The sequence below is a fragment of the Enterobacter sp. SCRI0065 genome, assembly GCF_059766475.1.
The window spans coordinates 74,516-99,203 of sequence record NZ_JCBAJB010000007.1 but is presented as its reverse complement, the minus strand read 5'-3'; the positions used below and the strand labels follow the sequence as shown (position 1 = coordinate 99,203).

Here is a 24,688-nt window from a genome sequence, read left to right as displayed (position 1 = left end):
TTTGTAACGTATTGATTTAAATATTTTATGTAAATTGTCATCCGTAATGGTTAGTCGATTTGACTATCTTTTTTACAGTCATTATGACAATGTAAATAGTCAAAATGACCGTGAGAAAAACATGAGCTTTTCCGTAGACGTACTGGCGAAGATCGCCATTGAATTGCAGACCGGTATCGGCCACCAGGACCGTTTTCAGCGGCTGATTTCAACGTTGCGCCACGTGCTGGATTGCGATGCGTCGGCGCTGCTGCGTTATGAGGGGCGACAGTTCATTCCGCTGGCGATCGACGGATTAGCCCAGGACGTGCTGGGGCGTCGCTTTACCCTTGAGGGGCATCCGCGTCTGGAGACTATCGCTCGTGCGGGCGACGTGGTGCGCTTCCCGGCGGACAGCGATTTACCCGATCCTTACGACGGCCTGATCCCAGGTCAGGAAAGCCTGAAAGTACACGCCTGTATCGGCCTGCCGCTGTTTGCCGGGCAAAACCTGATTGGCGCGTTGACGCTCGACGGTCTGATGCCGGACCAGTTCGACAGCTTTAGCGACGAAGCGCTACGCCTGATTGCTGCGCTGGCCTCCGGTGCGCTGAACAATGCGCTGCTGATAGAGCAACTCGAAAGCCAGAACATAATGCCAGGAAGCCCGGTCGCGTTTGAGCCGGTGGCCCATACCGAGATGATCGGCCTGTCACCGGGGCTGCTACAGCTTAAAAAAGAGATTGAAATTGTCGCTGCTTCCGATCTCAACGTGCTGATTTTTGGTGAAACCGGAACGGGCAAAGAGCTGGTGGCGAAGTCGATTCATGAAAACTCCCCGCGCGCGGTCAATCCTCTGGTCTATCTGAACTGTGCAGCGCTGCCGGAAAGCGTCGCCGAGAGCGAGCTGTTTGGTCATGTGAAAGGGGCCTTTACCGGTGCCATCAGCAATCGCAGCGGCAAGTTCGAAATGGCCGATAACGGCACATTGTTCCTCGATGAAATCGGTGAGCTGTCGCTGGCACTACAGGCCAAACTACTGCGCGTGTTGCAGTACGGCGATATCCAGCGTGTCGGCGACGATCGTAGCCTGCGGGTGGACGTGCGCGTGCTGGCGGCGACCAACCGCGATCTGCGTGAAGAGGTGCTGGCCGGGAATTTTCGCGCTGATTTGTTCCATCGCTTGAGCGTGTTCCCACTGACGGTCCCACCGCTGCGCGAACGTGGCGAAGATGTGGTGTTGCTGGCGGGCTATTTTTGCGAGCAGTGCCGGTTAAAAATGGGGTTGTCGCGGGTGGTGCTCAGCCCCGGCGCGTGCAGGCATCTCCTGAGCTACGGCTGGCCGGGCAACGTGCGCGAGCTGGAACATGCGATTCACCGCGCAGCGGTGCTGGCGCGAGCGGCGCGTTCCAGCGATGAGATAGTGATCCACGCTCGCCATTTTGCTCTGCATGATGAAGCAACGCCTGCGGTGACGCAGGACGCGCCGGTAATGACCAATGAAAATTTACGCGAAGCCACAGAGGAGTTTCAACGCGGGATGATTACCCGTGCGCTGGAGCAAAACGGGCATAATTGGGCGGCCTGTGCGCGAGTGCTGGAAACCGACGTCGCCAACCTGCATCGGCTGGCGAAACGCCTGGGATTGAAAAGCTAGATAATACCGGCCTGGTAGAAGTCCTGCAGGTTGATAGCCCCGCAAAGTTTGCCGCTGTCGTCCACGACCGGCGCGGCAGTGATTTTGCGCTTCATCAGGATCTCTTTTGCTTCAACGGCGCGGCTTTCGGCGTTCAGCGTCTGGCCGCCCTGAGTCATCGCCTCGCTGACGATGCTTTCCAGCGTGCCGCCACCCACCAGCCAGCGGCGTAAGTCGCCGTCGGTGAAGACACCTTTCACTAATCCGTTTTCATCGCAGACGGCGACCAGCCCCAGCCCGGTACGGCTAAGCTCCAGCATCGCATCCATCACGCTGGTGTCGAGCTTAACCTGCGGAATGGCATCGTCGGTGCGCATCAGGTGGTGGACTTTATTCAGCAGCCGCGCGCCCAGCGCCCCCGCCGGATGCGAGCGGGCAAAATCTTCTTCGTTGAACCCACGTGCCTGCATGACCGCCATCGCCAGCGCGTCACCCATCATCAGGGTATTGACGGTGCTGGAGGTCGGCGCAAGGTGCATTGGACAGGCTTCGCGCTCGACGGAAATATCGAGCGTGGCTTTTGCCGCCAGCGCCAGCGGCGAGCGGGATTTACCGGTCATCGCCAGCAGGGCGACGGATTTTTCCTGCAGGCGCGGGACGATCAGATCAAGTTCTTTTGCCGAACCGGAGTAAGAGATAAACAGCATCACATCACGGCTCTCTATCATCCCGAGGTCGCCATGCAGCGCCTCTGCGGCATGGACAAAGAAGGCCGGTGTGCCGGTGCTGGCAAGCGTGGCGGCAATCTTTTTGCCGATATGCCCGGATTTACCGATCCCGGCCACGATCACTTTGCCTTCGCACTGAATAATGGTGTTTGCCGCGCGAATAAAATCATCGCCGAGACGATCCGGCAGGCGGCTGGCTTCTTGCAGTTCCAGCATCAGCGTCTGCCGAGCGGCGTTTAATAGAAAATCACTCATTTTTATCTCCGGTTACGATCACGTCGATTCCATTCTCTTCCAGCGCTTTTTTGAACGCCGGATCGATTCCTGCATCGGTAATCAGCTTGTCGACGGTGCTGAGACTACAGACGATATTCGGGCTTTTGCGGCCAAACTTTGATGAGTCTGCCATCAGAATGACTTCACGTGCGGCATTACACATCGCGTTGCTGACGCTAAACACCTCGTTAAAGGTCGTGACACCCGCGTTCAGATCGATTCCGTCGGTGCCCATAAACAGTTTATCAAAGCTGAAATGCTCAAAGGCATTCTCCGCCAGCTGGCCGTGAAACGACGCCGATTTTTTACGGAATGTGCCGCCTGGCATCAGGATAGTTTGTTCGTTGTCGAATTCGGACAGGGCGTTCACGATATGCAGGCTGTTGGTCATCACCGTGATGTTATTAAAGCGACTGAGCAAGGGGATCATTTGCAGCACGGTACTGCCCGCGTCCAGAATGATCGAGTCGCCATCGTGGATAAACTGCACCGCGGCTTCGGCAATCAGCGCCTTCTGATGGGTATTGATCAGCGTTTTATGATCGATAGGCGGATCGGCTTCGTCTTTGTTGAGCACCACGCCGCCGTAGGTTCGGATTACCGCTCCGGCGTTTTCAAGCAGGACGAGATCTTTTCGAATCGTCGTGCCGGTGGTGTCAAAGTAGTGGGCCAGTTCTTCCACCGAGCATTTACCCTGCTTTTGCAGATGCTCCAGAATGGCCGCCTGCCGCTGACGGGGTTTCATAGGCGTTGAGTTCCTTAAGTTGCGAAATGATAATTTCGCAAGCTTATAGCTTTCACACCGAAATTATCCATGTTTCAATTTAAGCGCTAATGATAGTGCATTCTGACAGGGTGAATCATGGGGAAAGATCACATCAGGCTTTAATTCCTGCAGGGGGATGCCGTCGATTGCTGTAATTTTCACCGGTCGGGCGAAGATAGTCAGCCCGCGCATCATCAGCGAATCACAGACGTTATTGTTATCGTCAAGCGCAATGGCGATGACCACACGCGGTTTAAAGCGCCCGCCAGAACGCCCGACGCCGACGCGTCCTTTCTGACATAACGCGTCAAAGGCGCGGTTGAACTGATGAATTTGCCAGCCGCCAAATGCCAGCTGGCAAATCCAGGCGATGGCGGCGAAAGTGATGAGTGCGGTGACCATGTGAGCTCCTTATTTTGTGCCCCCTCTCCCCAAAGGGGTGAGGGGACAAAACCGCGCGATCAGAACATCACCTGACCACCCGTGACGTTAATCGACTGTCCGGTGCAGTAAGACGCTTTCGGACTGGCGTAAAACAGCAGCATGTTCAACACGTCCTGGTAGTCGCAGCCGCGCTTCAGCGGCACTTTATCGGTGTAATACTGTTCTACTTCGTCCGGGTTAATGCCGAGCTTAGCGGCGTACTGCGGCAATAAAGACTGGAACATCGGCGATTTCAGCAGGTTGCCCAGCATCAGCGAATGCACGGTAATGCCGTATTCCGCCAAATCCAGCGCCAGCGACTGCGTTAGCCCCACGCCGCCAAACTTGGCCGCACTGTAGCCGGAATTGTGCTTGCTGCCGACTTTGCCCGATTTCGAGTTGATCTGAATAATGCGGCCCTGAACGCCGTCGCGGATCATCAAGCGGGAGAATTCGCGGGCGCAGAGGAAATAGCCCACCAGATTCACCTGCAATGAACGGTCGAAATCGCCCAGCGCGAAGTCGCTGATAAACGCCGCTTTGGCGATGCCCGCGCTGTAGACCAGCAGATCGGCGCGGCCAAAAATCTCATCCACGCCGCGCCCGAGCGCCATCACGCTCTGCTCGCTGGTGGCATCGGCACCAAATCCGTAAGCCATCCCCTCACCAAATTCTGTGTTGATGGTGTCCGCGACACGAGCCGCTTTTTCACTTTGAATATCAACAACCGCCACGCGATAACCTTCTGCGGCAAGCCCACGGCAGAGAAATTCCCCTAAGGTTTGTCCTCCACCAATGACAACGGCAACCTGATTCATATTTCTCTCCTTCGTTACGCAACAAATTTAAAAACGCATCCGGCATGGACCGCTTCAGGGACGGTTCCGGCGACGTGTACGGTGCCGGGGTATTCCGCTTCGGTCTGGCCGTCAAAGCGCAGGGTGATATGTCCCAATTCGCGAAGATTTTGTTCGGCCACATCGCCGACGGCGGTCACTGGGTAGCTCGTCTCGCCAAGCTCCAGCTGGCTGCCCGGCCTGAGTTCGCCTTTCAGCTCGCCGTGGCAGTGAATAAAACAAAACTCTTCGATATCCGCAGGCGCGCCCTCACGGAAGGTAATCAGCATCTGGTCGCTGAGCGCGTCGGGGGCGCTCTGACCAATGCGGGTAATGGTGGTCTGGTAAATCACGGTCATCGCGAGAACCTCTTATTGATAAACGTTTATTGGTAAATAAAGCCTGAGACAAACCAGGCGATCAACACGGTTGGCGCACCGGTCAGGAAACGGCTAACCAGTACGGAAGGCACGCCGACGCGAACGGTGTCCTGGCGCGCTTCGGCAAGCGACAGGCCAACCGGGATGAAATCGCAGGCCGCCTGCGCGTTAATAGCAAACAGGGCGGGCAGGGCGAGATGCGGGGGGATATGCCCCAGCCCAATCTGGACGCCAATCAGCACGCCGATGACCTGCGCAATGACCGCGCCCGGACCGAGGAAAGGCGACAGCAGTGGGAAGGAGCAGATTAACGCCAGCGTGACCAGACCTAGCGGATGGCTTGCCAGAGGAGCAAGACCGTGGGCAATCCAGTCGCCAAGGCCAGAGGCCATAATGATGCCGATAAGCGCCGAGACAAACGCCATAAACGGCAGGATGGTTTTCAGCACCGTATCAATGGTGTCGCGCCCGGACTGGAAAAGCACCGCAACGGCAGAGCCCATCCCCATCCCGACTTTTGCCAGCAGTCCGTCGCTTTGCTCGGTGATCTTCTTGCTGGTATCGTATTCGCGCGGTTCCGCTTTGGTGGCGGCTTTATGCGGCGCGGGTGCGCCATCTATTAAGGTGATGTTGTCTTCTTTCACGCCGGAAACATAAATGTCATCGAGGATGTATTGTGCCAGCGGCCCGGATTTGCCCGTCGAGTGAATATTGACGGTGGGGATCCGGCGCTTGGGGTAAATGCCACAGCGCAACGTCCCGCCGCAGTCGATAACCGCGACACCGATTTCTGACTCCGGTGGCTCACCTTCCTTGAAGCCATCGACCGCTTCCCAGCCGGTTAAATCCCGCAGCTTATCGACAATCGCCGGGCGAGTGCCTGCGGTGATATAGACAATCTTTTTGCCTTCAACGGCGTCCAGTTCCAGCGGGCCACCCCAGCCGCCCATGCCTTTTTCAATCCGAATACGGGTCATGCTGTCGCTCCTGAAAGTTTGACGTTTTGTTCAAGCTGAATACCCATTTTCTTCTCGAAAATGGAGGTGGTGAGATCGGTCACCCAGCCGCGGAAGAAGTTCGTCACCAGGCCAACCAACAGGTAGCTCACCGCCAGTGGTCCCAGCGGCAGGCCGAGGGTGGTCAGGCCGCTGGCGATACCCAGATAGACAAACAGCTCGCCGGGATTGATATGCGGGAACAGTCCGTTCATCGAGTGACAGCTGTAGGAGGCGGCGGCGTAGTAGCTTGGTTTGTATTTTTCCGGCATAAAGCGCCCGAGGCTTAACGTCATCGGGTTACAGAATACGAAGGTTCCGATGCATGGCAGCACCAGGTAGCGGGAAACCGGGTTACCGGCGCAACGCCCGGCGAAACGTTCGATTCGCTTCTGGCCGATGAAATTAATCAGCGCGTTCATGATCACTAAAAGGCTAATCAGCAGCGGAAGAATACCGGTCACCATCCCGGTAAAGACTTCACCGCCTTTTTGAAACAGCCCGATAAACCATTCGGCACCGTGGGTAATGATTTCTATCATTGTTTTCTCCTGTAGGTTTTTTGCTCTTATCTGATGGCGTCTAATAATAATCACTTTGAAAGGTTTTAAAGTGTTAATTAGATCTCACAATGAAAGAAAAATGGATCAATTTGAAAGTTTATTGATGTGGTCAATGATTTTCAGCACGACAGAGGGCGAATTTACCCTGGGGTGAGTAAAGATTTTGCCTACCGCTTCTGAAGCACTTCCTTGAGGTGTGAAGGATGCTTTACCATACTTGCCACTTATCGAATTTGTTTAAATGGATGTCTCATGGTCAAGCGTCGTTACGCAGCGCTCATTCCTGCGCTGGTTATGCTTGCTGCCTGCAGCAGCAAACCGAAAACAGAGGAAGTTCAACAAACGGCTGGTGCGCCTTCAGGCGGTTTTCTGCTTGAGCCGCAGCACAACGTGATGCAGATGGGCGGTGATTTCGCCAATAACCCCGCCGCTGAGCAGTTCATCGATAAGATGGTGAGCAAGCACGGTTTCAACAGGCAGCAGCTGCACGAGATTCTGTCGCAGGCAAAACGCCTGGACTATGTGTTGCGCCTGATGGATCGTCAGGCCCCGACTGCGCAGGCACCCACCGGGCCAAACGGGGCGTGGCTGCGCTACCGCAAACAGTTTATTACGCCGGATAACGTGCAAAACGGCGTTGCGTTCTGGAATCAATACGAAGATGCGCTGAACCGCGCATGGCAGGTTTACGGTGTACCGCCGGAAATTATCGTTGGCATTATTGGCGTGGAAACCCGCTGGGGCCGCGTGATGGGCAAAACCCGCATTCTTGATGCGCTGGCGACGCTCTCCTTTAACTATCCGCGTCGCGCCGAGTATTTCTCGTCCGAACTGGAAACCTTCCTGCTGATGGCGCGAAACGAGCAGGACGATCCGCTCGATCTGAAAGGGTCATTCGCCGGAGCAATGGGTTACGGCCAGTTTATGCCGTCGTCCTACAAAGAATACGCCGTGGACTTTAACGGCGACGGACATATCAACCTGTGGGATCCGGTCGATGCCATCGGCAGCGTGGCAAACTACTTTAAAGCGCACGGCTGGGTGAAAGGCGAGCCGGTCGCCGTGGAGGCCAACGGCCAGGCACCTGGGCTGGAAAACGGCTTTAAAACCAAATACACGGTATCGCAACTGGCAGCGGCAGGCTTAGCGCCAATGCAGCCGCTGGGCAATAACCAGCAGGTTAGTCTGCTGCGTCTGGATATCGGAACGGGTTATCAGTACTGGTATGGTTTGCCGAACTTCTACACCATCACCCGCTATAACCACAGCACACATTACGCGATGGCGGTATGGCAGCTCGGCCAGGCCGTAGCGCTGGCGCGCGTCCCGGCGGCGTCACCGTTTAGTCAGTAAGCTTTAGCCCCTCTTTCCTGTCGGGAAGAGGGGCGTTCTTCCCTCAGTCATATTTCGACGTATTCCTGCCATCACTCTCTCATTTACATCTTTCGCTTATCTCGATATTGTTATGTTATAACATATTTGATGGTGTCACGATGTCCTCTTCACTTTTCTCGCTATCGGCGCTTAACCGGTTGTTCTTCGCCACGGCGCTGGTCTTACTGATCGGTCTTGCCGTGCGCTGGGCGGTACGCTTGCCATGATTGAGCTGCAACATCTGGTGGCGGGATATGACCGTCAACCTGTTACCCAGGCGCTAAATGGCGTGATTGAACGCGGCAGCATGACGGCGGTTATTGGTGCAAACGGCTGTGGTAAATCGACGCTGCTGAAAACGCTCGCCGGATTTATTCCTCCGGTGAGCGGTTCGTTTCGCTGGCAGGAAAAACGCCCGGTTATCGGTTGGCTGGCGCAACGGCACTCGTTAGAAACACAGTTTCCCTTGACCGTGCAGGATGTGGTGAGCATGGGTTGCTGGCCTGCGCTCTCGCTGCTGGCTGGATTTCGTCGCGAAACGCGTATGCGCATCGCAGAGGCTCTGGAACGCGTAGGGATGGGACCCATGGCCAAATGGACCATTGATGAACTCTCGGGCGGTCAGTTTCAGCGCATGCTATTTGCCAGAGTGCTGGTCCAAAATGCGCCGCTGGTGATGCTGGATGAACCCTTTACCGGTGTGGATGAAGCAACCTGCAACGTGCTGATGGAACTGATGCTGGATATGTATTTACACGGGCAAACCGTGCTGGCGGTGTTGCACGACAGCGAGCGCGTGGCGCGTCATTTTCCGCAGACGTTACGTCTCGACACTGGCGTCCCTCTCCGGGAAAGCGAACGGGTGAGGGTGGCATGATCTGGCATCTCTTTTTCCAGCCGTTTATCGAATACGGTTTTATGCGCCGCGCGCTGGTGGTGTGCCTGGCGCTCTCTGTCAGCACCACCATGCTGGGCGTTTTTTTGCTGCTTAGACGCATGAGCCTGATGGGCGATGCCTTGTCGCACGCCATATTGCCCGGCGTGGCCGTGGGGTATTTGCTTAGCGGGATGTCTCTGTTGGCGATGAGTGTTGGCGGATTTATTGCCGGGATAATCGTCGCGCTGGTGGCGGGGCTGGTGAGTCGTCGCACGCCGCTTAAAGAGGATGCAAGCTTCGCGGGGCTCTATCTTGGATCGCTGGCGCTGGGCGTCACGCTGGTTTCCCTTCGCGGCTCGAACGTCGATCTTCTGCATCTTCTTTTTGGCTCTATTCTGGCGGTGGATACCGACGCTGCGCTGTTTGTGGCGGGGGTGTGTGCCTTCACGCTATTGATGCTCGCCATTTTCTATCGCGGACTGGTCACCGAAGCCTTCGATACCGCGTGGTTGCAGGTCAATTCACGCTGGCTACCTGCGCTATTGCATGGGCTATTTTTGGCGCTACTGGTGCTGAATCTCGTTGCGGGATTCCAGGTGCTCGGCACGCTAATGGCCGTCGGTTTAATGATGCTACCCGCCGTGGCCGCGCGCTGTTGGGCGCGCACGCTGCCTGGGCTTTTACTCTTCGCCGGTATCAGCGGAGTATTTTGCGCCTGGTTTGGTTTAAGCCTTTCGTGGGCAGCAAGCTTGCCTGCCGGGCCTTCTATTGTGCTAACCGCCAGCGCGTTATTTCTGTTTTCGGTTTTATGCGGCTCTCGCAGCAGGCTGCGAGGGCTTTTTTAATGCAAGGGGAAAAGATGAAACGTACAAAATTCATGATGGCGCTGGTGCTGGGTCTGCTTTCTCAGGGCGCGATGGCTAAAACGCTAAATGTGGTGACCAGTTTTTCTATCTTGGGTGATATCACCCAGGAGGTGGGGGGCAGTCATGTCAACGTAACCACGCTTGTTGGGCCAGATGGCGATCCGCACACCTTTGAACCCTCACCAAAAGACAGCGCGGCGCTAAGCAAAGCAGATGTCGTGGTGGTTAACGGCCTGGGACTTGAAGGATGGCTTGACCGTCTGGTAAAGGCTTCGGGCTTTAAAGGTACGCTGGTGATCGCCTCAACGGGAGTGAAAACGCATGCGCTTGAGGAGGATGGAAAAACCGTTACCGATCCCCATGCCTGGAACAGCGCAGCCAACGGTGCGCAGTACGCGCAAAATATTCTCAACGGCCTGGTGAAAGCCGATCCGAAGGACCAGGTCGCGCTGGAAGCAACGGCTCAGCCGTATATCGCGCAGCTTACACAGCTGGATAGCTGGGCGAAATCACAGTTCAGCCAGATCCCTCGTGAGAAACGTAAAGTGCTGACCAGCCACGACGCGTTTGGCTATTTTAGCCGCGCCTACGATGTGACCTTTATGGCACCGCAAGGACTCTCGTCCGAGAGCGAGGCTAGCGCTGCGCAAGTGGCCGAAATCATCAACCAGATTAAAGCCGATGGCGTGAAAACCTGGTTTATGGAAAACCAGCTCGACCCGCGTCTGGTGAAGCAAATTGCAAATGCCACGGGCGCGAAGCCAGGCGGAGAACTTTACCCTGAAGCGTTGTCGGCAAAAGGCGGTGTGGCCGATACCTACGCCAAAGCATTTCGCCACAACGTCAAGACAATGGTGGACAGCATGAAGTAACCCTCCTTTAAAGCCGATGCGTTTGCCTCGGCTTTTTCTGAAGACGCCTCGTAAAACCTGAACCCCGCCCCCACATCTCGCCAGAAAGTGCTACATTGTGCTGCATGTTTTTCAGGAGCCTAAAGCGATGATGACTGACCATGAATTGATGCAGTTGAGTGAAGTGGTAGGCCTGGCGTTAAAGCAGCGCGGCGCGACGCTCACGACGGCAGAATCCTGTACCGGTGGTTGGGTGGCGAAAGTCATTACCGATATAGCGGGTAGCTCCGCGTGGTTTGAACGCGGCTTTGTGACTTATAGCAACGAAGCCAAAGCGCAGATGATTGGCGTGCGTGAACCCACGCTTGAGCAGCACGGTGCGGTCAGTGAACCGGTGGTAGTTGAAATGGCCATCGGCGCGCTTAAAGCGGCCCAGGCAGATTATGCGATTTCCGTCAGCGGTATTGCCGGGCCGGATGGCGGCAGCGATGTGAAGCCCGTAGGCACAGTCTGGTTTGGATTTGCCACGGCGCGAGGCGAGGGGATTACCCGCCGCGAGTGCTTTAGCGGCGATCGCGAAAGCGTGCGTCGTCAGGCGACGGAATATGCGTTAAAAACGCTCTGGCAACAATTTCTACAAAACACTTGATACTGTATGACCATACAGTATAATTGCACTAACAGAACAGTTTTCACCTCCCGGTAAATACGTAAGCGGATTGCCGGCATGACAGGAGTAATAATGGCTATCGACGAAAACAAACAGAAAGCGTTGGCGGCAGCGCTGGGCCAGATCGAAAAGCAATTCGGTAAAGGCTCCATCATGCGCTTGGGTGAAGACCGTTCCATGGACGTGGAAACTATCTCCACCGGTTCGCTTTCTCTGGATATCGCATTGGGCGCGGGTGGCTTGCCAATGGGGCGTGTCGTAGAAATCTACGGACCAGAATCCTCAGGCAAAACCACGCTGACCCTGCAAGTTATTGCATCAGCACAACGTGAAGGTAAAACCTGTGCGTTTATCGATGCTGAACACGCGCTGGATCCTGTCTATGCTCGCAAGCTGGGTGTTGATATCGACAACCTGCTGTGTTCTCAGCCGGACACCGGTGAACAGGCGCTGGAGATTTGTGACGCGCTGGCACGTTCTGGTGCGGTTGACGTTATCGTCGTCGACTCCGTTGCGGCACTGACGCCGAAAGCAGAAATCGAAGGCGAAATCGGCGACTCTCACATGGGCCTCGCGGCACGTATGATGAGCCAGGCTATGCGTAAGCTGGCCGGTAACCTGAAGCAGTCCAACACTCTGCTGATCTTCATCAACCAGATTCGTATGAAAATTGGTGTGATGTTCGGTAACCCAGAAACCACGACGGGTGGTAACGCGCTGAAATTCTACGCGTCTGTTCGTCTGGATATCCGCCGTATCGGCGCGGTGAAAGATGGCGATAACGTCATCGGTAGTGAAACCCGCGTGAAGGTCGTGAAGAATAAAATCGCAGCACCGTTCAAACAGGCTGAATTCCAGATTCTTTACGGCGAAGGTATTAACTTCTTCGGTGAAGTCGTCGATCTGGGCGTGAAAGAGAAGCTGATTGAAAAAGCGGGCGCATGGTACAGCTACAACGGCGATAAGATTGGTCAGGGTAAAGCGAATGCTATCTCCTGGCTGAAAGACAACCCGGTAGCAGCGAAAGAAATTGAGAAGAAAGTGCGTGAGCTGCTTCTCAGCAATCAGGATTCCAAGCCTGACTTCGTGGTTGACGCTGCGGATGCTGAAGAAACCAACCCAGATTTCTAATCATCTGGTGTAAAAACAAGGGCTGCGATTGCGGCCCTTTTTGCATTTGTCATACAGCAGGTTTTTTATGAGTGAACCGAATCCCCGTCGTCCTGCCTATGCCCGCTTATTGGATCGCGCAGTGCGTATTCTTGGCGTGCGTGACCACAGTGAACAGGAGCTGCGTCGCAAACTGGCTGCGCCCGTGATGAGCAAAAACGGACCAGAAGCGATCGATGCCACGGCGGAAGACTACGATCGTGTTATTGCCTGGTGTTACGAGCACAGTTACCTTGATGACAGCCGTTTTGTCTCGCGCTTTATCGCCAGCCGTAGCCGCAAAGGGTACGGTCCCGCGCGTATTCGCCAGGAGCTAAATCAGAAAGGTATTGCCCGAGAGGCGACCGAGCAGGCGATGCGTGAATGCGATATCGACTGGAGCGAAGTGGCTCACGAACAAGCCATGAGAAAGTACGGCGAACCCCTGCCGCGTGAATTTTCAGAAAAAGTCAAAATCCAACGTTTTTTGCTCTACCGCGGCTTCCTCATGGAAGATATTCAGGATATCTGGCGTAATTTTGCAGATTGAACGCATGCGGGATTTTACTTCCCTCCAAAGAAAACTTATCTTATTCCCACTTTTTCCAATATCTGGTCTGTCCAGGCAACAACAGGTACAGGCTGGTTATGACATTTCGCTAGCTTGATTTCAGGATAATTATGAGCAAGAGCACCGCTGAGATCCGTCAGGCGTTTCTCGATTTTTTCCATAGTAAAGGACACCAGGTTGTTGCCAGCAGCTCCCTGGTACCAAACAACGACCCGACTTTACTGTTTACCAACGCCGGGATGAACCAGTTCAAAGATGTTTTCCTTGGTCTCGACAAGCGTAATTATTCCCGCGCTACCACCTCGCAGCGTTGCGTACGTGCGGGCGGTAAACATAACGATCTGGAAAACGTCGGTTACACCGCGCGCCACCACACTTTCTTTGAAATGCTGGGTAACTTCAGCTTCGGCGACTATTTCAAACACGATGCGATTCAATACGCGTGGGAACTGCTGACCGGTGAAAACTGGTTCAACCTGCCGAAAGAGCGTCTGTGGGTTACCGTTTACGAAACCGATGATGAAGCTTACGAAATCTGGGAAAAAGAAGTAGGTATCCCGCGTGAGCGTATTATCCGCATCGGCGATAACAAAGGCGCGGCATATGCGTCTGATAACTTCTGGCAGATGGGTGACACCGGTCCTTGCGGTCCTTGTACCGAGATCTTCTACGATCATGGCGACCATATATGGGGCGGACCTCCGGGTACTGCAGAAGAAGACGGCGATCGTTACATTGAGATCTGGAACATCGTCTTCATGCAGTTTAACCGTCAGATTGACGGCACCATGGAACCGTTGCCTAAACCGTCCGTGGATACCGGTATGGGTCTGGAGCGTATCGCCGCTGTTCTGCAGCACGTGAACTCCAACTATGATATCGACTTGTTCAGCACGCTGATTAAGTCTGTTGCTGAAGTTACCGGTGCAACCGATCTGAGCAACAAATCACTGCGCGTTATCGCAGACCACATTCGTTCTTGTGCCTTCCTGATTGCTGATGGTGTCACGCCGTCGAATGAAAACCGTGGCTATGTGCTGCGTCGTATCATTCGCCGTGCCGTTCGTCATGGCAACATGTTGGGCGCGAAAGACACCTTCTTCTACAAGCTGGTGGGGCCACTGGTTGGCGTCATGGGTGATGCGGGCGAAGAGCTGAAACGTCAGCAGGCGCAGGTTGAGCAGGTTCTGAAAACCGAAGAAGAGCAGTTTGCACGTACTCTGGAGCGCGGTCTGGCGCTGTTGGACGACGAACTCTCTAAGCTGACCGGCGATACGCTGGATGGCGAAACCGCTTTCCGTCTGTACGATACCTACGGCTTCCCGGTTGACCTGACGGCAGACGTTTGCCGCGAGCGTGACATTAAAGTAGATGAAGCGGGCTTTGAAGCCGCCATGGAAGAACAGCGTCGTCGTGCGCGTGAGTCCAGCGGCTTTGGTGCTGACTACAATGCGATGATTCGCGTAGATAGCGCATCTGAATTCAAAGGTTACGACAGCCTGGAACTGAACGCGAAAGTGACGGCACTGTTTGTTGACGGTAAAGCCGTAGACAGCATTAGTGCAGGTCAGGACGCGGTTGTCGTTCTCGACAAAACGCCGTTCTACGCGGAATCCGGTGGTCAGGTTGGCGATAAAGGCGAGCTGAAAGGTAACGGCTTTAGCTTCGACGTCAACGACACCCAAAAATACGGTCAGGCTATCGGTCACAACGGCAAGCTGGCATCCGGCGCGCTGAAAGTGGGCGAGGGCGTTCAGGCTATCGTTGACGAAGCACGCCGTGCGCGTATTCGTCTGAACCACTCTGCAACGCACCTGATGCACGCCGCTCTGCGCGATGTACTGGGAACGCATGTTGCGCAGAAAGGTTCTTTGGTTAACGACAAAATCCTGCGTTTCGACTTCTCTCACTTCGAAGCAATGAAACCGTCTGAAATCCGTGCGGTAGAAGATATGGTTAACGCGCAGATCCGTCGTAACTTGCCTATCGAAACCAACATCATGGATCTTGAGGCGGCACGAGCCAAAGGCGCAATGGCGCTGTTTGGCGAGAAATATGACGAACGTGTTCGTGTGCTGAGCATGGGCGATTTCTCTACCGAGCTGTGCGGCGGGACTCATGCGTCCCGTACCGGTGATATTGGTCTGTTCCGCATTGTTTCTGAATCCGGAACGGCGGCAGGGGTGCGTCGTATCGAAGCCGTAACGGGTGAAGGTGCGATTGCCAGCCTGCATGCTGAAAGCGATCAACTGCATGATATTGCTCAGCTGTTGAAGGGCGACAGCCACAATCTGGGCGAGAAAGTCCGTAGTGCGCTGGAGCGTAGTCGTCAGTTGGAAAAAGAACTGCAGCAGCTTAAAGAGCAGGCGGCGGTTCAGGAGAGTGCAAATCTCTCCAGTAAAGCAGTTGATATCAAAGGTGTTAAACTGCTGGTCAGCGAACTGGCAGGTGTTGAGCCTAAGATGCTTCGTACCATGGTCGATGATCTGAAGAACCAGCTTGGTTCGACAGTTATCGTGCTGGCGACAGCGTTCGAAGGTAAGGTTTCTCTGATTGCGGGCGTCTCTAAGGATGTGACTGACCGCGTTAAAGCAGGGGAACTGATTGGTATGGTCGCTCAGCAGGTCGGCGGCAAAGGTGGCGGTCGTCCGGACATGGCGCAAGCCGGTGGTACGGATGTAGCGGCGCTTCCAGCAGCATTAGCCAGCGTTGAAAGCTGGGTAAGCACTAAACTGTAATAATTACAAAGCGTAAACAGACGCCATGACATCATCGTTATGGCGTTCTGGTACTACGCTATCGATAACGATAAAGTCAGGTTGAGTTTGTGTATATCGGCTAAACTTACGTTTAACAGAATGTGATGCCGTGACTGCTTACACATTACGTGTTTGTCATCGCTTACTTTTTGGCGTTATATGATGGATAATGCCGGGATACAAGAGACCCGACTCTTTTAATCTTTCAAGGAGCAAAGAATGCTGATTCTGACTCGTCGAGTTGGTGAGACCCTCATGATTGGGGATGAGGTCACCGTGACAGTTTTAGGGGTGAAGGGCAACCAGGTACGTATTGGTGTTAATGCTCCTAAAGAAGTCTCTGTCCATCGTGAAGAGATCTACCAGCGTATCCAGGCTGAAAAATCCCAGCAGTCCAGTTACTGATATTATCGCGTCTCGCCTCCCGGCGAGACGCAACCCTCCCGCTATTCTTCCTGCTAAAAGTTACCGTTCGATTTCAATTGCTCCCTTTTTAACCTTCATCAGAATCTTATCTCAAGCAAAATCCACCTTCGCTCCAGTAGAACGTTGTCTTTACGCCTGCAAAATCCGTTTATAAAACACCCTCTTTGTGGGTTTTACATGCGAATTGCCTGTGATTTGTGCAAACGATAAATGTCTGAGGAAAATTGTTTGACTTATAAGTCCCAGAAAGTAATATATGCGCCACGCAGCGACGAGAAGCTCTTAACGAGTTACTCGAAGCACTCGCAAGAGGCGTTGTGTGGTGAGGTGGCCGAGAGGCTGAAGGCGCTCCCCTGCTAAGGGAGTATGCGGTCAAAAGCTGCATCCGGGGTTCGAATCCCCGCCTCACCGCCATTTTGCATCCGTAGCTCAGCTGGATAGAGTACTCGGCTACGAACCGAGCGGTCGGAGGTTCGAATCCTCCCGGATGCACCATCTTCTTTGAGATAACAGTGGCATTGTTATTTCACGGTCTGCGAAATTAGCCCGCACAACCAGAGAAGATAACGTTGCTTTAGCAACGGCCAGTAGGGTGAGGCGCAGCCGAGTCATTCTCCCGGATGCACCATCTATTACTTCATATTGCTTTAGAAGTGATATGAGTATCCAGCAGTACAGTAGTAAATCCTGATGCATCCGTAGCTCAGCTGGATAGAGTACTCGGCTACGAACCGAGCGGTCGGAGGTTCGAATCCTCCCGGATGCACCATTTACTATTTCTGAAAGCAATAACCTGATGCATCCGTAGCTCAGCTGGATAGAGTACTCGGCTACGAACCGAGCGGTCGGAGGTTCGAATCCTCCCGGATGCACCATCTACAATTTCTAAAAGCATTACCCTGATGCATCCGTAGCTCAGCTGGATAGAGTACTCGGCTACGAACCGAGCGGTCGGAGGTTCGAATCCTCCCGGATGCACCATATTCTCCAGGATAACAGCAATACTGTTATTTTATTGTCTGCGAGTTAATCGCAAGCACCATCTCTCCTTGTTATCCCCTCTACGTTTTTTTCTTCAGCATCCCCAATCTCAACCCAAGCAGAATCAGCGACAAAAATCCCTGTTTACGTTAAAGTAATGCTTTGTTAATTCTTTGACGAGAGCGCGATGTACGCACAGTATGACGGTCTGATCTTCGATATGGACGGCACTATCCTCGATACCGAACCCACACATCGTAAAGCCTGGGATGATGTTCTTAGCCGTTACGGTATGCGTTTCGATTTACAGGCCATGGTGGCGCTCAATGGTTCTCCTACCTGGCGTATCGCCCAGGCAGTGATCGAGCTCAATAATGCCGATCTTGACCCACATCACTTAGCCCGTGAAAAAACCGACGCCGTTAAAGCGATGCTCTTAGATACCGTCCGTCCGCTCCCACTGATCGAAGTTGTCAAAGAGTGGCATGGTCGCCGTCCTATGTCTGTCGGCACCGGTAGCGAAAGCGCGGTGGCGGAGGCGTTGCTCAACCATCTTGGCCTGCGTCACTATTTCTCTGCGGTTGTTGCCGCCGATCATGTCAAAAATCATAAGCCAGCACCGGATACCTTTCTGCTGTGCGCTGAATTGATGGGCGTTCCGGCGAATAAATGCGTGGTGTTTGAGGATGCGGACTTTGGTATTCAGGCTGCGCGTGACGCTGGAATGGATGCGGTGGATGTTCGCTTACTGTGAGTGACCTGCTGTCGCTCGCGTCGTTGTTTGCCAGCAGTTTTCTCAGCGCCACGCTTTTACCGGGTAACTCCGAGGTGGTGCTGGTAGCGATGCTGCTGTCTGGCGTCAGTCAGCCCTGGCTATTGGTATTAATAGCAACAATGGGTAATAGCATTGGAGGCCTGACTAACGTTATTCTTGGTCGTTTCTTTCCGCTACGTGAAAAATCACGCTGGCAGGAAAAGGCAGCAGGCTGGCTGAAACGCTATGGTGCTGCCACGCTTTTACTAAGCTGGATGCCTGTAATAGGCGATTTGCTGTGTCTGCTGGCGGGATGGATGCGCATCTCCTGGGGGCCGGTGCTCTTTTTTTTATGCCTTGGCAAGGCGTTGCGCTATGTCCTCGTGGCACTGGCAACCCTGGAAGGCATGACGTGGTGGCACTAATTGGTGGAATGAATAAGCGACCTTCAATCGTCAACCATTACAATTATGCTGAATAACTCTTATTTGACAGGCGGGAGGTCAATTTGATCCCGGACGTATCACAGGCGCTAGCCTGGCTGGAAAAGCACCCTCAGGCTCTGAAGGGTATTCAGCGTGGTCTTGAGCGCGAAACGCTGCGCGTTAACGAAGATGGTAGCCTGGCGACAACCGGCCATCCAGAGGCGTTAGGCTCGGCGTTGACACATAAATGGATCACGACCGATTTCGCAGAAGCATTACTGGAGTTCATCACTCCGGTGGATGGCGATATTAACCATATGCTCACGCTGATGCGCGATGTCCACCGCTTTACCGCCCGCCAGTTGGGTGATGAGCGCATGTGGCCGCTCAGCATGCCTTGCTATATCGAGCAAGGGCAGGATATTGAGCTGGCACAGTACGGCACGTCGAACATTGGTCGGCTAAAAACGCTGTATCGTGAAGGCTTAAAAAACCGCTATGGCGCGTTGATGCAGACCATCTCCGGTGTCCATTACAACTTCTCTTTGCCCATGGCGTTCTGGCAGGCGAAGTGCGGTGAGACAGATAAAGAAGCGATCTCTGCGGGCTACTTCCGCCTGATTCGCAACTACTACCGCTTTGGCTGGGTGATTCCGTATCTCTTCGGCGCTTCTCCTGCGATTTGTTCCTCGTTCCTGCAGGGCAAGCCAACCACGTTACCCTTTGAGAAAACCGACTGCGGCATGTATTACCTGCCGTACGCGACCTCTCTGCGCCTGAGTGATCTGGGTTATACCAATAAGTCGCAAAGCAATCTCGGTATTACGTTTAACGAATTGCACGAGTATGTGGCAGGATTAAAGCGAGCGATCAAAACGCCGTCTGAAGACTACGAAAAAATCGGTCTCGAAAAAGACGGCAAGCGCCTGCAAATCAACAGCAACGTTCTGCAAATTGAAAACGAACTGTATGCGCCGATTCGTCCAAAACGTGTCACCCGCAGCGGCGAAGCACCGTCGGATGCGCTGGAGCGCGGCGGCATTGAGTATATCGAAGTGCGTTCGCTGGATATCAACCCGTTCTCGCCTATTGGCGTCGACGAGCAGCAGATACGTTTCCTCGACCTGTTTATGGTCTGGTGCGTACTGGCGGATGCGCCAGAGATGAGCGCTGACGAGTTACTTTGCACCCGTACTAACTGGAACCGCGTGATCCTCGAAGGGCGCAAGCCTGGCCTGACGTTGGGCATCGGCTGCGAAACGGCGCAATTCCCGCTGGCAAAAGTGGGCAAAGATCTGTTCCGCGACCTCAAACGCGTAGCTCAAACGATGGACAGCCTCTACGGCGGCGAGGAATATCAAAAAGTCTGCGACCAGCTGGTCGAAAGTTTTGATAACCCGGAACTGACATTCTCAGCGCGTATTCTGCGTTCTATGATTGATCAGGGTATTGGTGGAACAGGCCGTTCGCTTGCCGCACAGTATCGTGAAATGTTGCAGCAGGAGCCGCTGGAAGTCTTAAGCGAAGAGGATTTCATTGCCGAGCGTGAAGCATCTGTTGCGCGCCAGCGTGAAGTCGAAGCTGCAGATACCGAGTCGTTCGACGCCTTTCTGGCGAAACACGACTGACAGAAAAGAAAAAGGCCACAGTAATGTGGCCAAAATAACATCTCTGAATCAGGGATGATGATAACAAATGCGCGTCTTTCATATAGTCAGACGCGGCTTTGAACAAAGAGTTCATTTTATTTTAAAAAAAATCACTATCGGAGGTGACGTATGCCGTTATTAGATAGCTTCACTGTCGACCATACCCGTATGGAAGCACCTGCTGTACGTGTTGCGAAGACCATGCATACCCCGCACGGCGACACGATCACCGTATTCGACCTGCGTTTCTGCGTACCGAATAAAGAAGTGATGCCGGAGAAGGGCATACATACGCTGGAGCACCTGTTTGCAGGTTTCATGCGCGATCACCTTAACGGTAACGGTGTTGAGATTATTGATATCTCCCCGATGGGTTGCCGTACCGGTTTCTACATGAGCCTGATCGGTCAGCCGGACGAAACTCGCGTAGCGGATGCCTGGAAAGCGGCAATGACCGACGTGCTGAAAGTAAAAGAGCAGAACCAAATTCCTGAGTTGAACGTTTACCAGTGCGGCACCTATGAGATGCACTCTCTGGAAGAAGCACAGGATATCGCGCGTCACATTATCGAGCGTGACGTTCGCGTAAACAGCAACGAAGAGCTGGCCCTGCCGAAAGAAACGTTGAAAGAACTGCACATCTAGTGCGCTTCACCCTCTCCTTAGGGAGAGGGTCGTCAATCCTATGTCCACTACCTTAACGTTCTCCTTTACTCAGCGCCCTTTGGTTCCCTTTGCCCATGATTACGCTCATGGCGACAGCGAGCCCTGGCACCAGCACGACTGTGCCCAGCTGTTGCATAGTCTGAGCGGTGTCGTTCGGGTTGATACGGCTGCGGGTTGTTGGGTCGTTCCCCCTGGGCGCGGTGTCTGGCTACCGGCGGGTACACGGCATGCCATTCGTATTACCGGCAACGTCGCGGCGCGCACCCTGTTTATTGATCCGCTGGCTCGCGCCGATCTGCCCGCATCATGCCAGATCGTGCAGATCTCACCGCTACTGCGCGAGCTGATCGTTGCCTCACTCAATCTCCCGGAGTCATACGCCCCCGGCAGCCGCGATGAACGCGTCTACGAGCTGATCCTTGATGAAATCCGCACCATGCCGATACTGCCGTTTAATCTTCCTGAGCCGCAGAGCGAGCTGTTACGCCAGCTGTGCGATCGTATCCGCCAGGCGCCAGGAGAAAGCTGGAGCAGCATGCAGGCGGCTGCGCAGGTCAACATGAGCGAGCGCACCCTCAACCGCCATTTTCAGCAGCAGACGGGTTTACGTTTTGCGGAGTGGGTGAGAAGGGCGCGGTTAATGGAGGCATTGTTACGGCTGGCGCAGGGGCAGCCGGTGCTGCGCGTGGCGCTGGACCTGGGATACGGCAGCCACAGCGCGTTTACGGCGATGTTTCGCCGGGTGATGGGGATCTCACCCAGCGACTATTTCAAAGACGATTAGCCGACGGCGTTGAACAGCGCCTGAATAGACGCGCGCGCCACGTCACTATCAATTCCTACGCCCCATCGACTCGTTCCGTCCTGGAACAGGCAGCGAATATAGGTCACCGATCGACTGTCGCTGCGTTCGCCCAGCGAATGTTCATGATAATCCTTAATGACAAACGGCGTATCCAGCCAGCGGCTTAACCCACTGGCAGCAGCGGAAAGCAAACCGTTGCCATGACCCTCAAGCTCACGAGTACCACCGCCGGTAGCCACGATGGCGCTCAAACGTAACTGACCATCCTGCTGGCTCTCACTGCGGTACGTTTGCAAGGCAAAGCGTGGGGAAGGAACCAGCCCGTAACGCTGACGGAAGAGCTGCCACAGCGCATTCTGCGTCATCTCTTTGCCTCCGCTGTCGGCCTCTTGTTGTACGTGCTGGCTAAAATCCTGCTGAAGTGCGCGCGGTAGCTTCAGGCCGTGATTCTGTTCAATGAGCCACGCGCTGCCGCTTTTACCCGACTGGCTGTTCACGCGGATGACGGCTTCATAGGAACAGCCAATATCCTGAGGATCGACCGGCAAATAAGGCATCTCCCAGCGCTCGTCAGGCTGGCGGGCATCAAATCCTTTCTTAATGGCATCCTGATGCGAACCGGAGAACGCCGTATAAGCCAGACGTCCCGCCCACGGGTGACGCGGATGTACTGGCAGCTGATTACAGCTTTCGACCACTTCCACGACCTTACTCATATCGCTGAAATCCAGATTCGGGCTGATGCCCTGGCTATATAAGTTCATGGCAAGCGTCACCAGACACACGTTGCCGGTGCGCTCACCGTTGCCAAATAAACAGCCTTCGACGCGATCGGCGCCCGCCATCACCGCCAGTTCCGCGCTCGCCACGCCAGTCCCGCGATCGTTATGCGGATGCACGCTAATACACACCTCACTGCGACGGCTAAAGTGGCGGCAAAAATTCTCAATCTGGTCGGCATAGACGTTGGGCGTACTGACTTCGACGGTGGCCGGTAGGTTAATAATCATCGGGCGTTCAGCACACGGCTGCCAGATTTCGGCTACGGCTTCGCAAATCTCCAGTGCGAATTCTGGTTCGGTAAAACAGAAGGTTTCGGGGGAATACTCATACTGCCAGCGCGTCTGTGGGTTCTCTTCACAAAGCTTGCGGATCAGGCGCGTTGAGCGGGTTGCCAGCTCAACAATCTGCGCTTTTTCCATGCCAAATACCAGGCGGCGAAACAGCGGGGCGGTGGCGTTATACAGATGGACGGTTGCCTGTTTTGCGCCGTGCAGCGCATCAAAGGTGCGAAGTATTAAATCTTCCCGCGCCTGGGTTAACACCTGAATAGTGACATCATCGGGAATGCGACGTTCTTCGATAAGCTGGCGAACAAAATTGAAATCAGTCTGCGAGGCCGACGGGAAGGCCACTTCAATCTCTTTAAAACCGCAGCTCAGCAATAATGCCCAGAATTGCAGCTTACGCGCGCTGTCCATCGGTTCGGCCAGCGCCTGATTACCATCGCGTAAATCGGTTGAAAGCCAGCGTGGAGCCTGAGTGATTGACTGCTCCGGCCAGCGGCGATCGGGCAGGGAAATAGGGGGGTAAGGCTGATATTTTTGTGCGGGATGGTTCAGCATGATGTGCGCTCCTGTTGTCTTTTCACTATCGTGAAGCGATTTCAGGAGCGCTGCTTTATCAGTACTGACAGACGCTATCGTAAAATGGACAACGACTCGCTAGTGCGCGCCACCGCCGCCGCCACCTGCACCAAACGGCGGCTTCGCTAACCACACCAGTCCGAGCAACAGGATAAAGATCCCCGCCGACACCCAGAAAATCTCGTTGGCGGAGATAATCAGGCCCTGATTGGTGATCTGCTGGGCAATCCAGCCGGAAGCTTGCTGCTCCGTCATTCCCATCCCTTCAAGCTGGCTGTACATCTGCTGGGCGTTCGGGTTGAACACGTTCACCGATTCAGTCAACTGCGCATGGTGCAACGATTCCCGGCTGGTCCATAGCGTGGTGGTAATCGATGTTCCGATTGAGCCCGCCAGCGTTCGGGTAAAGTTCGACAGGCTCGATGCCGCCGCCATACGCTCAGGCGGCAAGCCGGAAAGCGTGATGGTGGTCAGCGGCATAAAGAAGCACGCCACGGCAAAGCCCTGAATAAACTGCGGCCACGCGGACGCGCCAAAGTCCATCCCCGGTTCGAACGTATACGCGCGCCAGTAGAAGCACACCGCGTACATGATAAAGCTGAATGTCACCAGCCTGCGCATGTCGAGCTTGTGGGCGAAGCGACCGATAATCGGCGACAGCAGGACCGGAATCAACCCGACCGGCGCCGAGGCCAGACCGGCCCAGGTGGCGGTGTAGCCATATACCTCCTGCAACAGCTGCGGCAGCAGAACAATCGCGCCGAAGTAGAGCATGTAGGCGAGGCTAATACACAGACAGCCTATCGTGAAGTTTCGCGACTTAAAGAGCGACAAATCGACTATCGGGTTATCGTCCGTTAGCTCCCAGACAATCAGGAAGCTGATGGCCACCACTGCCACCACGGTCAGGACGATAATTTCTTGTGAGGCAAACCAGTCCAGCTCTTTACCGCGGTCCAGCATGATTTGCAGGCTACCAATACCGAGCACCAGCAGCGCCAATCCCACGCCATCAATGCGTCGCTGTTCGGTCCGCGTTTCACGTCCGCGCAGCGTTTGCAGCGTCAACATGACAACCACAGCACCGATCGGTACGTTGATAAAGAAGATCCAGCCCCAGTGGTAGTTATCGCTGATAAAACCACCCAGAATCGGTCCACAAATCGGCGCGACAATCACGGTCATCGACCATAATGCCAGGGCGATAGCTCGTTTGGCTGGTGGGTAGTTGTTCAGCAGCAAGCTCTGCGACAGCGGAATCAGCGGCCCGGCCACAATCCCCTGAATCACGCGGAAGAAGATAAGCATCGTCAGGCTGCTGGACATGCCGCACGCCCATGAGGCAATAACGAACAGGACCGTTGACCACATGAACAGCTTCACTTCACCGACGCGCTTTGCCAGCCAGCCGGTGATTGGAATCGAGATCGCGTTAGCCACCCCGAACGAGGTAATAACCCATGTCCCCTGGCTCAGCGATGAGCCCAGGTTCCCGGCGATAGTGGGGATGGCCACGTTTGCGATGGTTGAGTCCAGCACCTGCATGAAGGTCGCCAGCGACAGCGCAATGGTCATAATAACCAGCTGCGCGCCTTCCAACGGCTTTTGCGGTTTTTGCTGTTGCATAACGCTCACCT

At 54.5% G+C, this 24,688-nt stretch carries 24 protein-coding genes and 5 tRNA genes; 20 read left to right on the top strand and 9 right to left on the bottom strand.

Going from position 1 to position 24,688, the window contains the following annotated elements:
- Positions 1-121 precede the first annotated feature (121 nt).
- Entirely contained in the window at positions 122-1,636 is a 1,515-nt protein-coding gene (gene norR / locus AC6EMZ_RS17655) for a nitric oxide reductase transcriptional regulator NorR (protein ID WP_498404069.1), read from the top strand.
- Here norR and gutQ read toward each other — a convergent pair.
- From gutQ to srlA, 7 genes are all read right to left on the bottom strand, one after another.
- Positions 1,633-2,598: an arabinose-5-phosphate isomerase GutQ gene (gene gutQ, locus AC6EMZ_RS17650; RefSeq protein ID WP_498404068.1), complete on the bottom strand. Its 966-nt coding sequence runs from the start codon at positions 2,596-2,598 to the stop codon at positions 1,633-1,635. The two genes, norR and gutQ, sit on opposite strands and share 4 nt — an antisense overlap.
- The gene (srlR, locus tag AC6EMZ_RS17645) at positions 2,591-3,364 is read right to left on the bottom strand and encodes a glucitol operon DNA-binding transcriptional repressor SrlR (protein ID WP_498404067.1); all 774 of its coding nucleotides are present in this window, start codon (positions 3,362-3,364) and stop codon (positions 2,591-2,593) included. The genes gutQ and srlR overlap by 8 nt, the downstream gene beginning before the upstream one ends.
- A 63-nt stretch (positions 3,365-3,427) precedes the next feature.
- On the bottom strand, positions 3,428-3,787 hold the full coding sequence (gutM, locus tag AC6EMZ_RS17640) for a transcriptional regulator GutM (RefSeq protein ID WP_498404066.1): 360 nt from the start codon (positions 3,785-3,787) through the stop codon (positions 3,428-3,430).
- 59 nt (positions 3,788-3,846) lie between these two features.
- The gene (gene srlD / locus AC6EMZ_RS17635) at positions 3,847-4,626 is read right to left on the bottom strand and encodes a sorbitol-6-phosphate dehydrogenase (RefSeq protein ID WP_498404065.1); all 780 of its coding nucleotides are present in this window, start codon (positions 4,624-4,626) and stop codon (positions 3,847-3,849) included.
- A 14-nt stretch (positions 4,627-4,640) separates the two neighbouring features.
- Complete coding sequence (srlB, locus tag AC6EMZ_RS17630; protein WP_498404064.1) at positions 4,641-5,003, bottom strand: PTS glucitol/sorbitol transporter subunit IIA; 363 nt, start codon at positions 5,001-5,003, stop codon at positions 4,641-4,643.
- Positions 5,004-5,029: 26 nt separating this feature from the next.
- The gene (gene srlE, locus AC6EMZ_RS17625) at positions 5,030-6,001 is read right to left on the bottom strand and encodes a PTS glucitol/sorbitol transporter subunit IIB (protein ID WP_498404063.1); all 972 of its coding nucleotides are present in this window, start codon (positions 5,999-6,001) and stop codon (positions 5,030-5,032) included.
- A complete protein-coding gene (gene srlA, locus AC6EMZ_RS17620; RefSeq protein WP_498404062.1) occupies positions 5,998-6,561 on the bottom strand; it encodes a PTS glucitol/sorbitol transporter subunit IIC in 564 nt (187 codons plus the stop codon). Before srlA ends, srlE begins: the two co-directional genes overlap by 4 nt.
- A gap of 273 nt (positions 6,562-6,834) precedes the next feature.
- Between srlA and mltB the strand changes: the two genes are divergently transcribed.
- From mltB to AC6EMZ_RS17525, 19 genes are all read left to right on the top strand, one after another.
- Complete coding sequence (gene mltB / locus AC6EMZ_RS17615; protein ID WP_498404061.1) at positions 6,835-7,935, top strand: lytic murein transglycosylase B; 1,101 nt, start codon at positions 6,835-6,837, stop codon at positions 7,933-7,935.
- A gap of 244 nt (positions 7,936-8,179) precedes the next feature.
- A complete protein-coding gene (locus AC6EMZ_RS17610; RefSeq protein ID WP_498404060.1) occupies positions 8,180-8,833 on the top strand; it encodes a metal ABC transporter ATP-binding protein in 654 nt (217 codons plus the stop codon).
- The gene (locus AC6EMZ_RS17605; protein ID WP_498404059.1) at positions 8,830-9,678 is read left to right on the top strand and encodes a metal ABC transporter permease; all 849 of its coding nucleotides are present in this window, start codon (positions 8,830-8,832) and stop codon (positions 9,676-9,678) included. Before AC6EMZ_RS17610 ends, AC6EMZ_RS17605 begins: the two co-directional genes overlap by 4 nt.
- A gap of 14 nt (positions 9,679-9,692) precedes the next feature.
- Positions 9,693-10,571: a metal ABC transporter substrate-binding protein gene (locus AC6EMZ_RS17600; RefSeq protein WP_498404058.1), complete on the top strand. Its 879-nt coding sequence runs from the start codon at positions 9,693-9,695 to the stop codon at positions 10,569-10,571.
- 130 nt (positions 10,572-10,701) lie between these two features.
- Complete coding sequence (pncC, locus tag AC6EMZ_RS17595; RefSeq protein ID WP_498404196.1) at positions 10,702-11,199, top strand: nicotinamide-nucleotide amidase; 498 nt, start codon at positions 10,702-10,704, stop codon at positions 11,197-11,199.
- Between the two features lie 93 nt (positions 11,200-11,292).
- Complete coding sequence (gene recA, locus AC6EMZ_RS17590) at positions 11,293-12,351, top strand: recombinase RecA (protein ID WP_498404057.1); 1,059 nt, start codon at positions 11,293-11,295, stop codon at positions 12,349-12,351.
- A 67-nt stretch (positions 12,352-12,418) separates the two neighbouring features.
- Positions 12,419-12,919, top strand: coding sequence for a recombination regulator RecX (recX, locus tag AC6EMZ_RS17585; RefSeq protein WP_498404056.1), 501 nt, complete (start codon positions 12,419-12,421; stop codon positions 12,917-12,919).
- Positions 12,920-13,050: 131 nt separating this feature from the next.
- On the top strand, positions 13,051-15,678 hold the full coding sequence (gene alaS / locus AC6EMZ_RS17580; RefSeq protein ID WP_498404055.1) for an alanine--tRNA ligase: 2,628 nt from the start codon (positions 13,051-13,053) through the stop codon (positions 15,676-15,678).
- 240 nt (positions 15,679-15,918) lie between these two features.
- Positions 15,919-16,104, top strand: a complete 186-nt coding sequence (gene csrA / locus AC6EMZ_RS17575; RefSeq protein WP_000906486.1) for a carbon storage regulator CsrA — start codon at positions 15,919-15,921, stop codon at positions 16,102-16,104.
- A gap of 342 nt (positions 16,105-16,446) precedes the next feature.
- A tRNA-Ser gene (locus AC6EMZ_RS17570) sits at positions 16,447-16,539 on the top strand.
- A gap of 4 nt (positions 16,540-16,543) precedes the next feature.
- Positions 16,544-16,620 (top strand) — tRNA-Arg (locus tag AC6EMZ_RS17565).
- A gap of 197 nt (positions 16,621-16,817) precedes the next feature.
- Positions 16,818-16,894, top strand: a tRNA-Arg gene (locus AC6EMZ_RS17560).
- Between the two features lie 29 nt (positions 16,895-16,923).
- A tRNA-Arg gene (locus AC6EMZ_RS17555) sits at positions 16,924-17,000 on the top strand.
- A 29-nt stretch (positions 17,001-17,029) separates the two neighbouring features.
- Positions 17,030-17,106 (top strand) — tRNA-Arg (locus tag AC6EMZ_RS17550).
- A gap of 187 nt (positions 17,107-17,293) precedes the next feature.
- Positions 17,294-17,860 carry a fructose-1-phosphate/6-phosphogluconate phosphatase gene (yqaB, locus tag AC6EMZ_RS17545; RefSeq protein WP_498404054.1) on the top strand — a complete coding sequence of 189 codons (567 nt, stop codon included), beginning with the start codon at positions 17,294-17,296 and terminating at the stop codon, positions 17,858-17,860.
- Positions 17,857-18,285 (top strand): YqaA family protein, encoded by a 429-nt coding sequence (locus AC6EMZ_RS17540; RefSeq protein WP_498404053.1) that lies wholly within the window; start codon positions 17,857-17,859, stop codon positions 18,283-18,285. Before yqaB ends, AC6EMZ_RS17540 begins: the two co-directional genes overlap by 4 nt.
- Before the next feature lie 83 nt (positions 18,286-18,368).
- Positions 18,369-19,913 carry a glutamate--cysteine ligase gene (gene gshA, locus AC6EMZ_RS17535; RefSeq protein WP_498404052.1) on the top strand — a complete coding sequence of 515 codons (1,545 nt, stop codon included), beginning with the start codon at positions 18,369-18,371 and terminating at the stop codon, positions 19,911-19,913.
- A 150-nt stretch (positions 19,914-20,063) separates the two neighbouring features.
- Positions 20,064-20,579, top strand: a complete 516-nt coding sequence (gene luxS / locus AC6EMZ_RS17530; RefSeq protein WP_498404051.1) for an S-ribosylhomocysteine lyase — start codon at positions 20,064-20,066, stop codon at positions 20,577-20,579.
- A 40-nt stretch (positions 20,580-20,619) separates the two neighbouring features.
- Positions 20,620-21,384 (top strand): AraC family transcriptional regulator, encoded by a 765-nt coding sequence (locus AC6EMZ_RS17525; protein WP_498404050.1) that lies wholly within the window; start codon positions 20,620-20,622, stop codon positions 21,382-21,384.
- Here AC6EMZ_RS17525 and leuA read toward each other — a convergent pair.
- Together leuA and emrB are read right to left on the bottom strand one after the other, a co-directional pair.
- Positions 21,381-23,030 carry a 2-isopropylmalate synthase gene (gene leuA, locus AC6EMZ_RS17520; RefSeq protein ID WP_498404049.1) on the bottom strand — a complete coding sequence of 550 codons (1,650 nt, stop codon included), beginning with the start codon at positions 23,028-23,030 and terminating at the stop codon, positions 21,381-21,383. The genes AC6EMZ_RS17525 and leuA overlap by 4 nt on opposite strands.
- A 99-nt stretch (positions 23,031-23,129) precedes the next feature.
- Positions 23,130-24,677, bottom strand: a complete 1,548-nt coding sequence (emrB, locus tag AC6EMZ_RS17515) for a multidrug efflux MFS transporter permease subunit EmrB (protein ID WP_498404048.1) — start codon at positions 24,675-24,677, stop codon at positions 23,130-23,132.
- Positions 24,678-24,688: the final 11 nt, after the last annotated feature.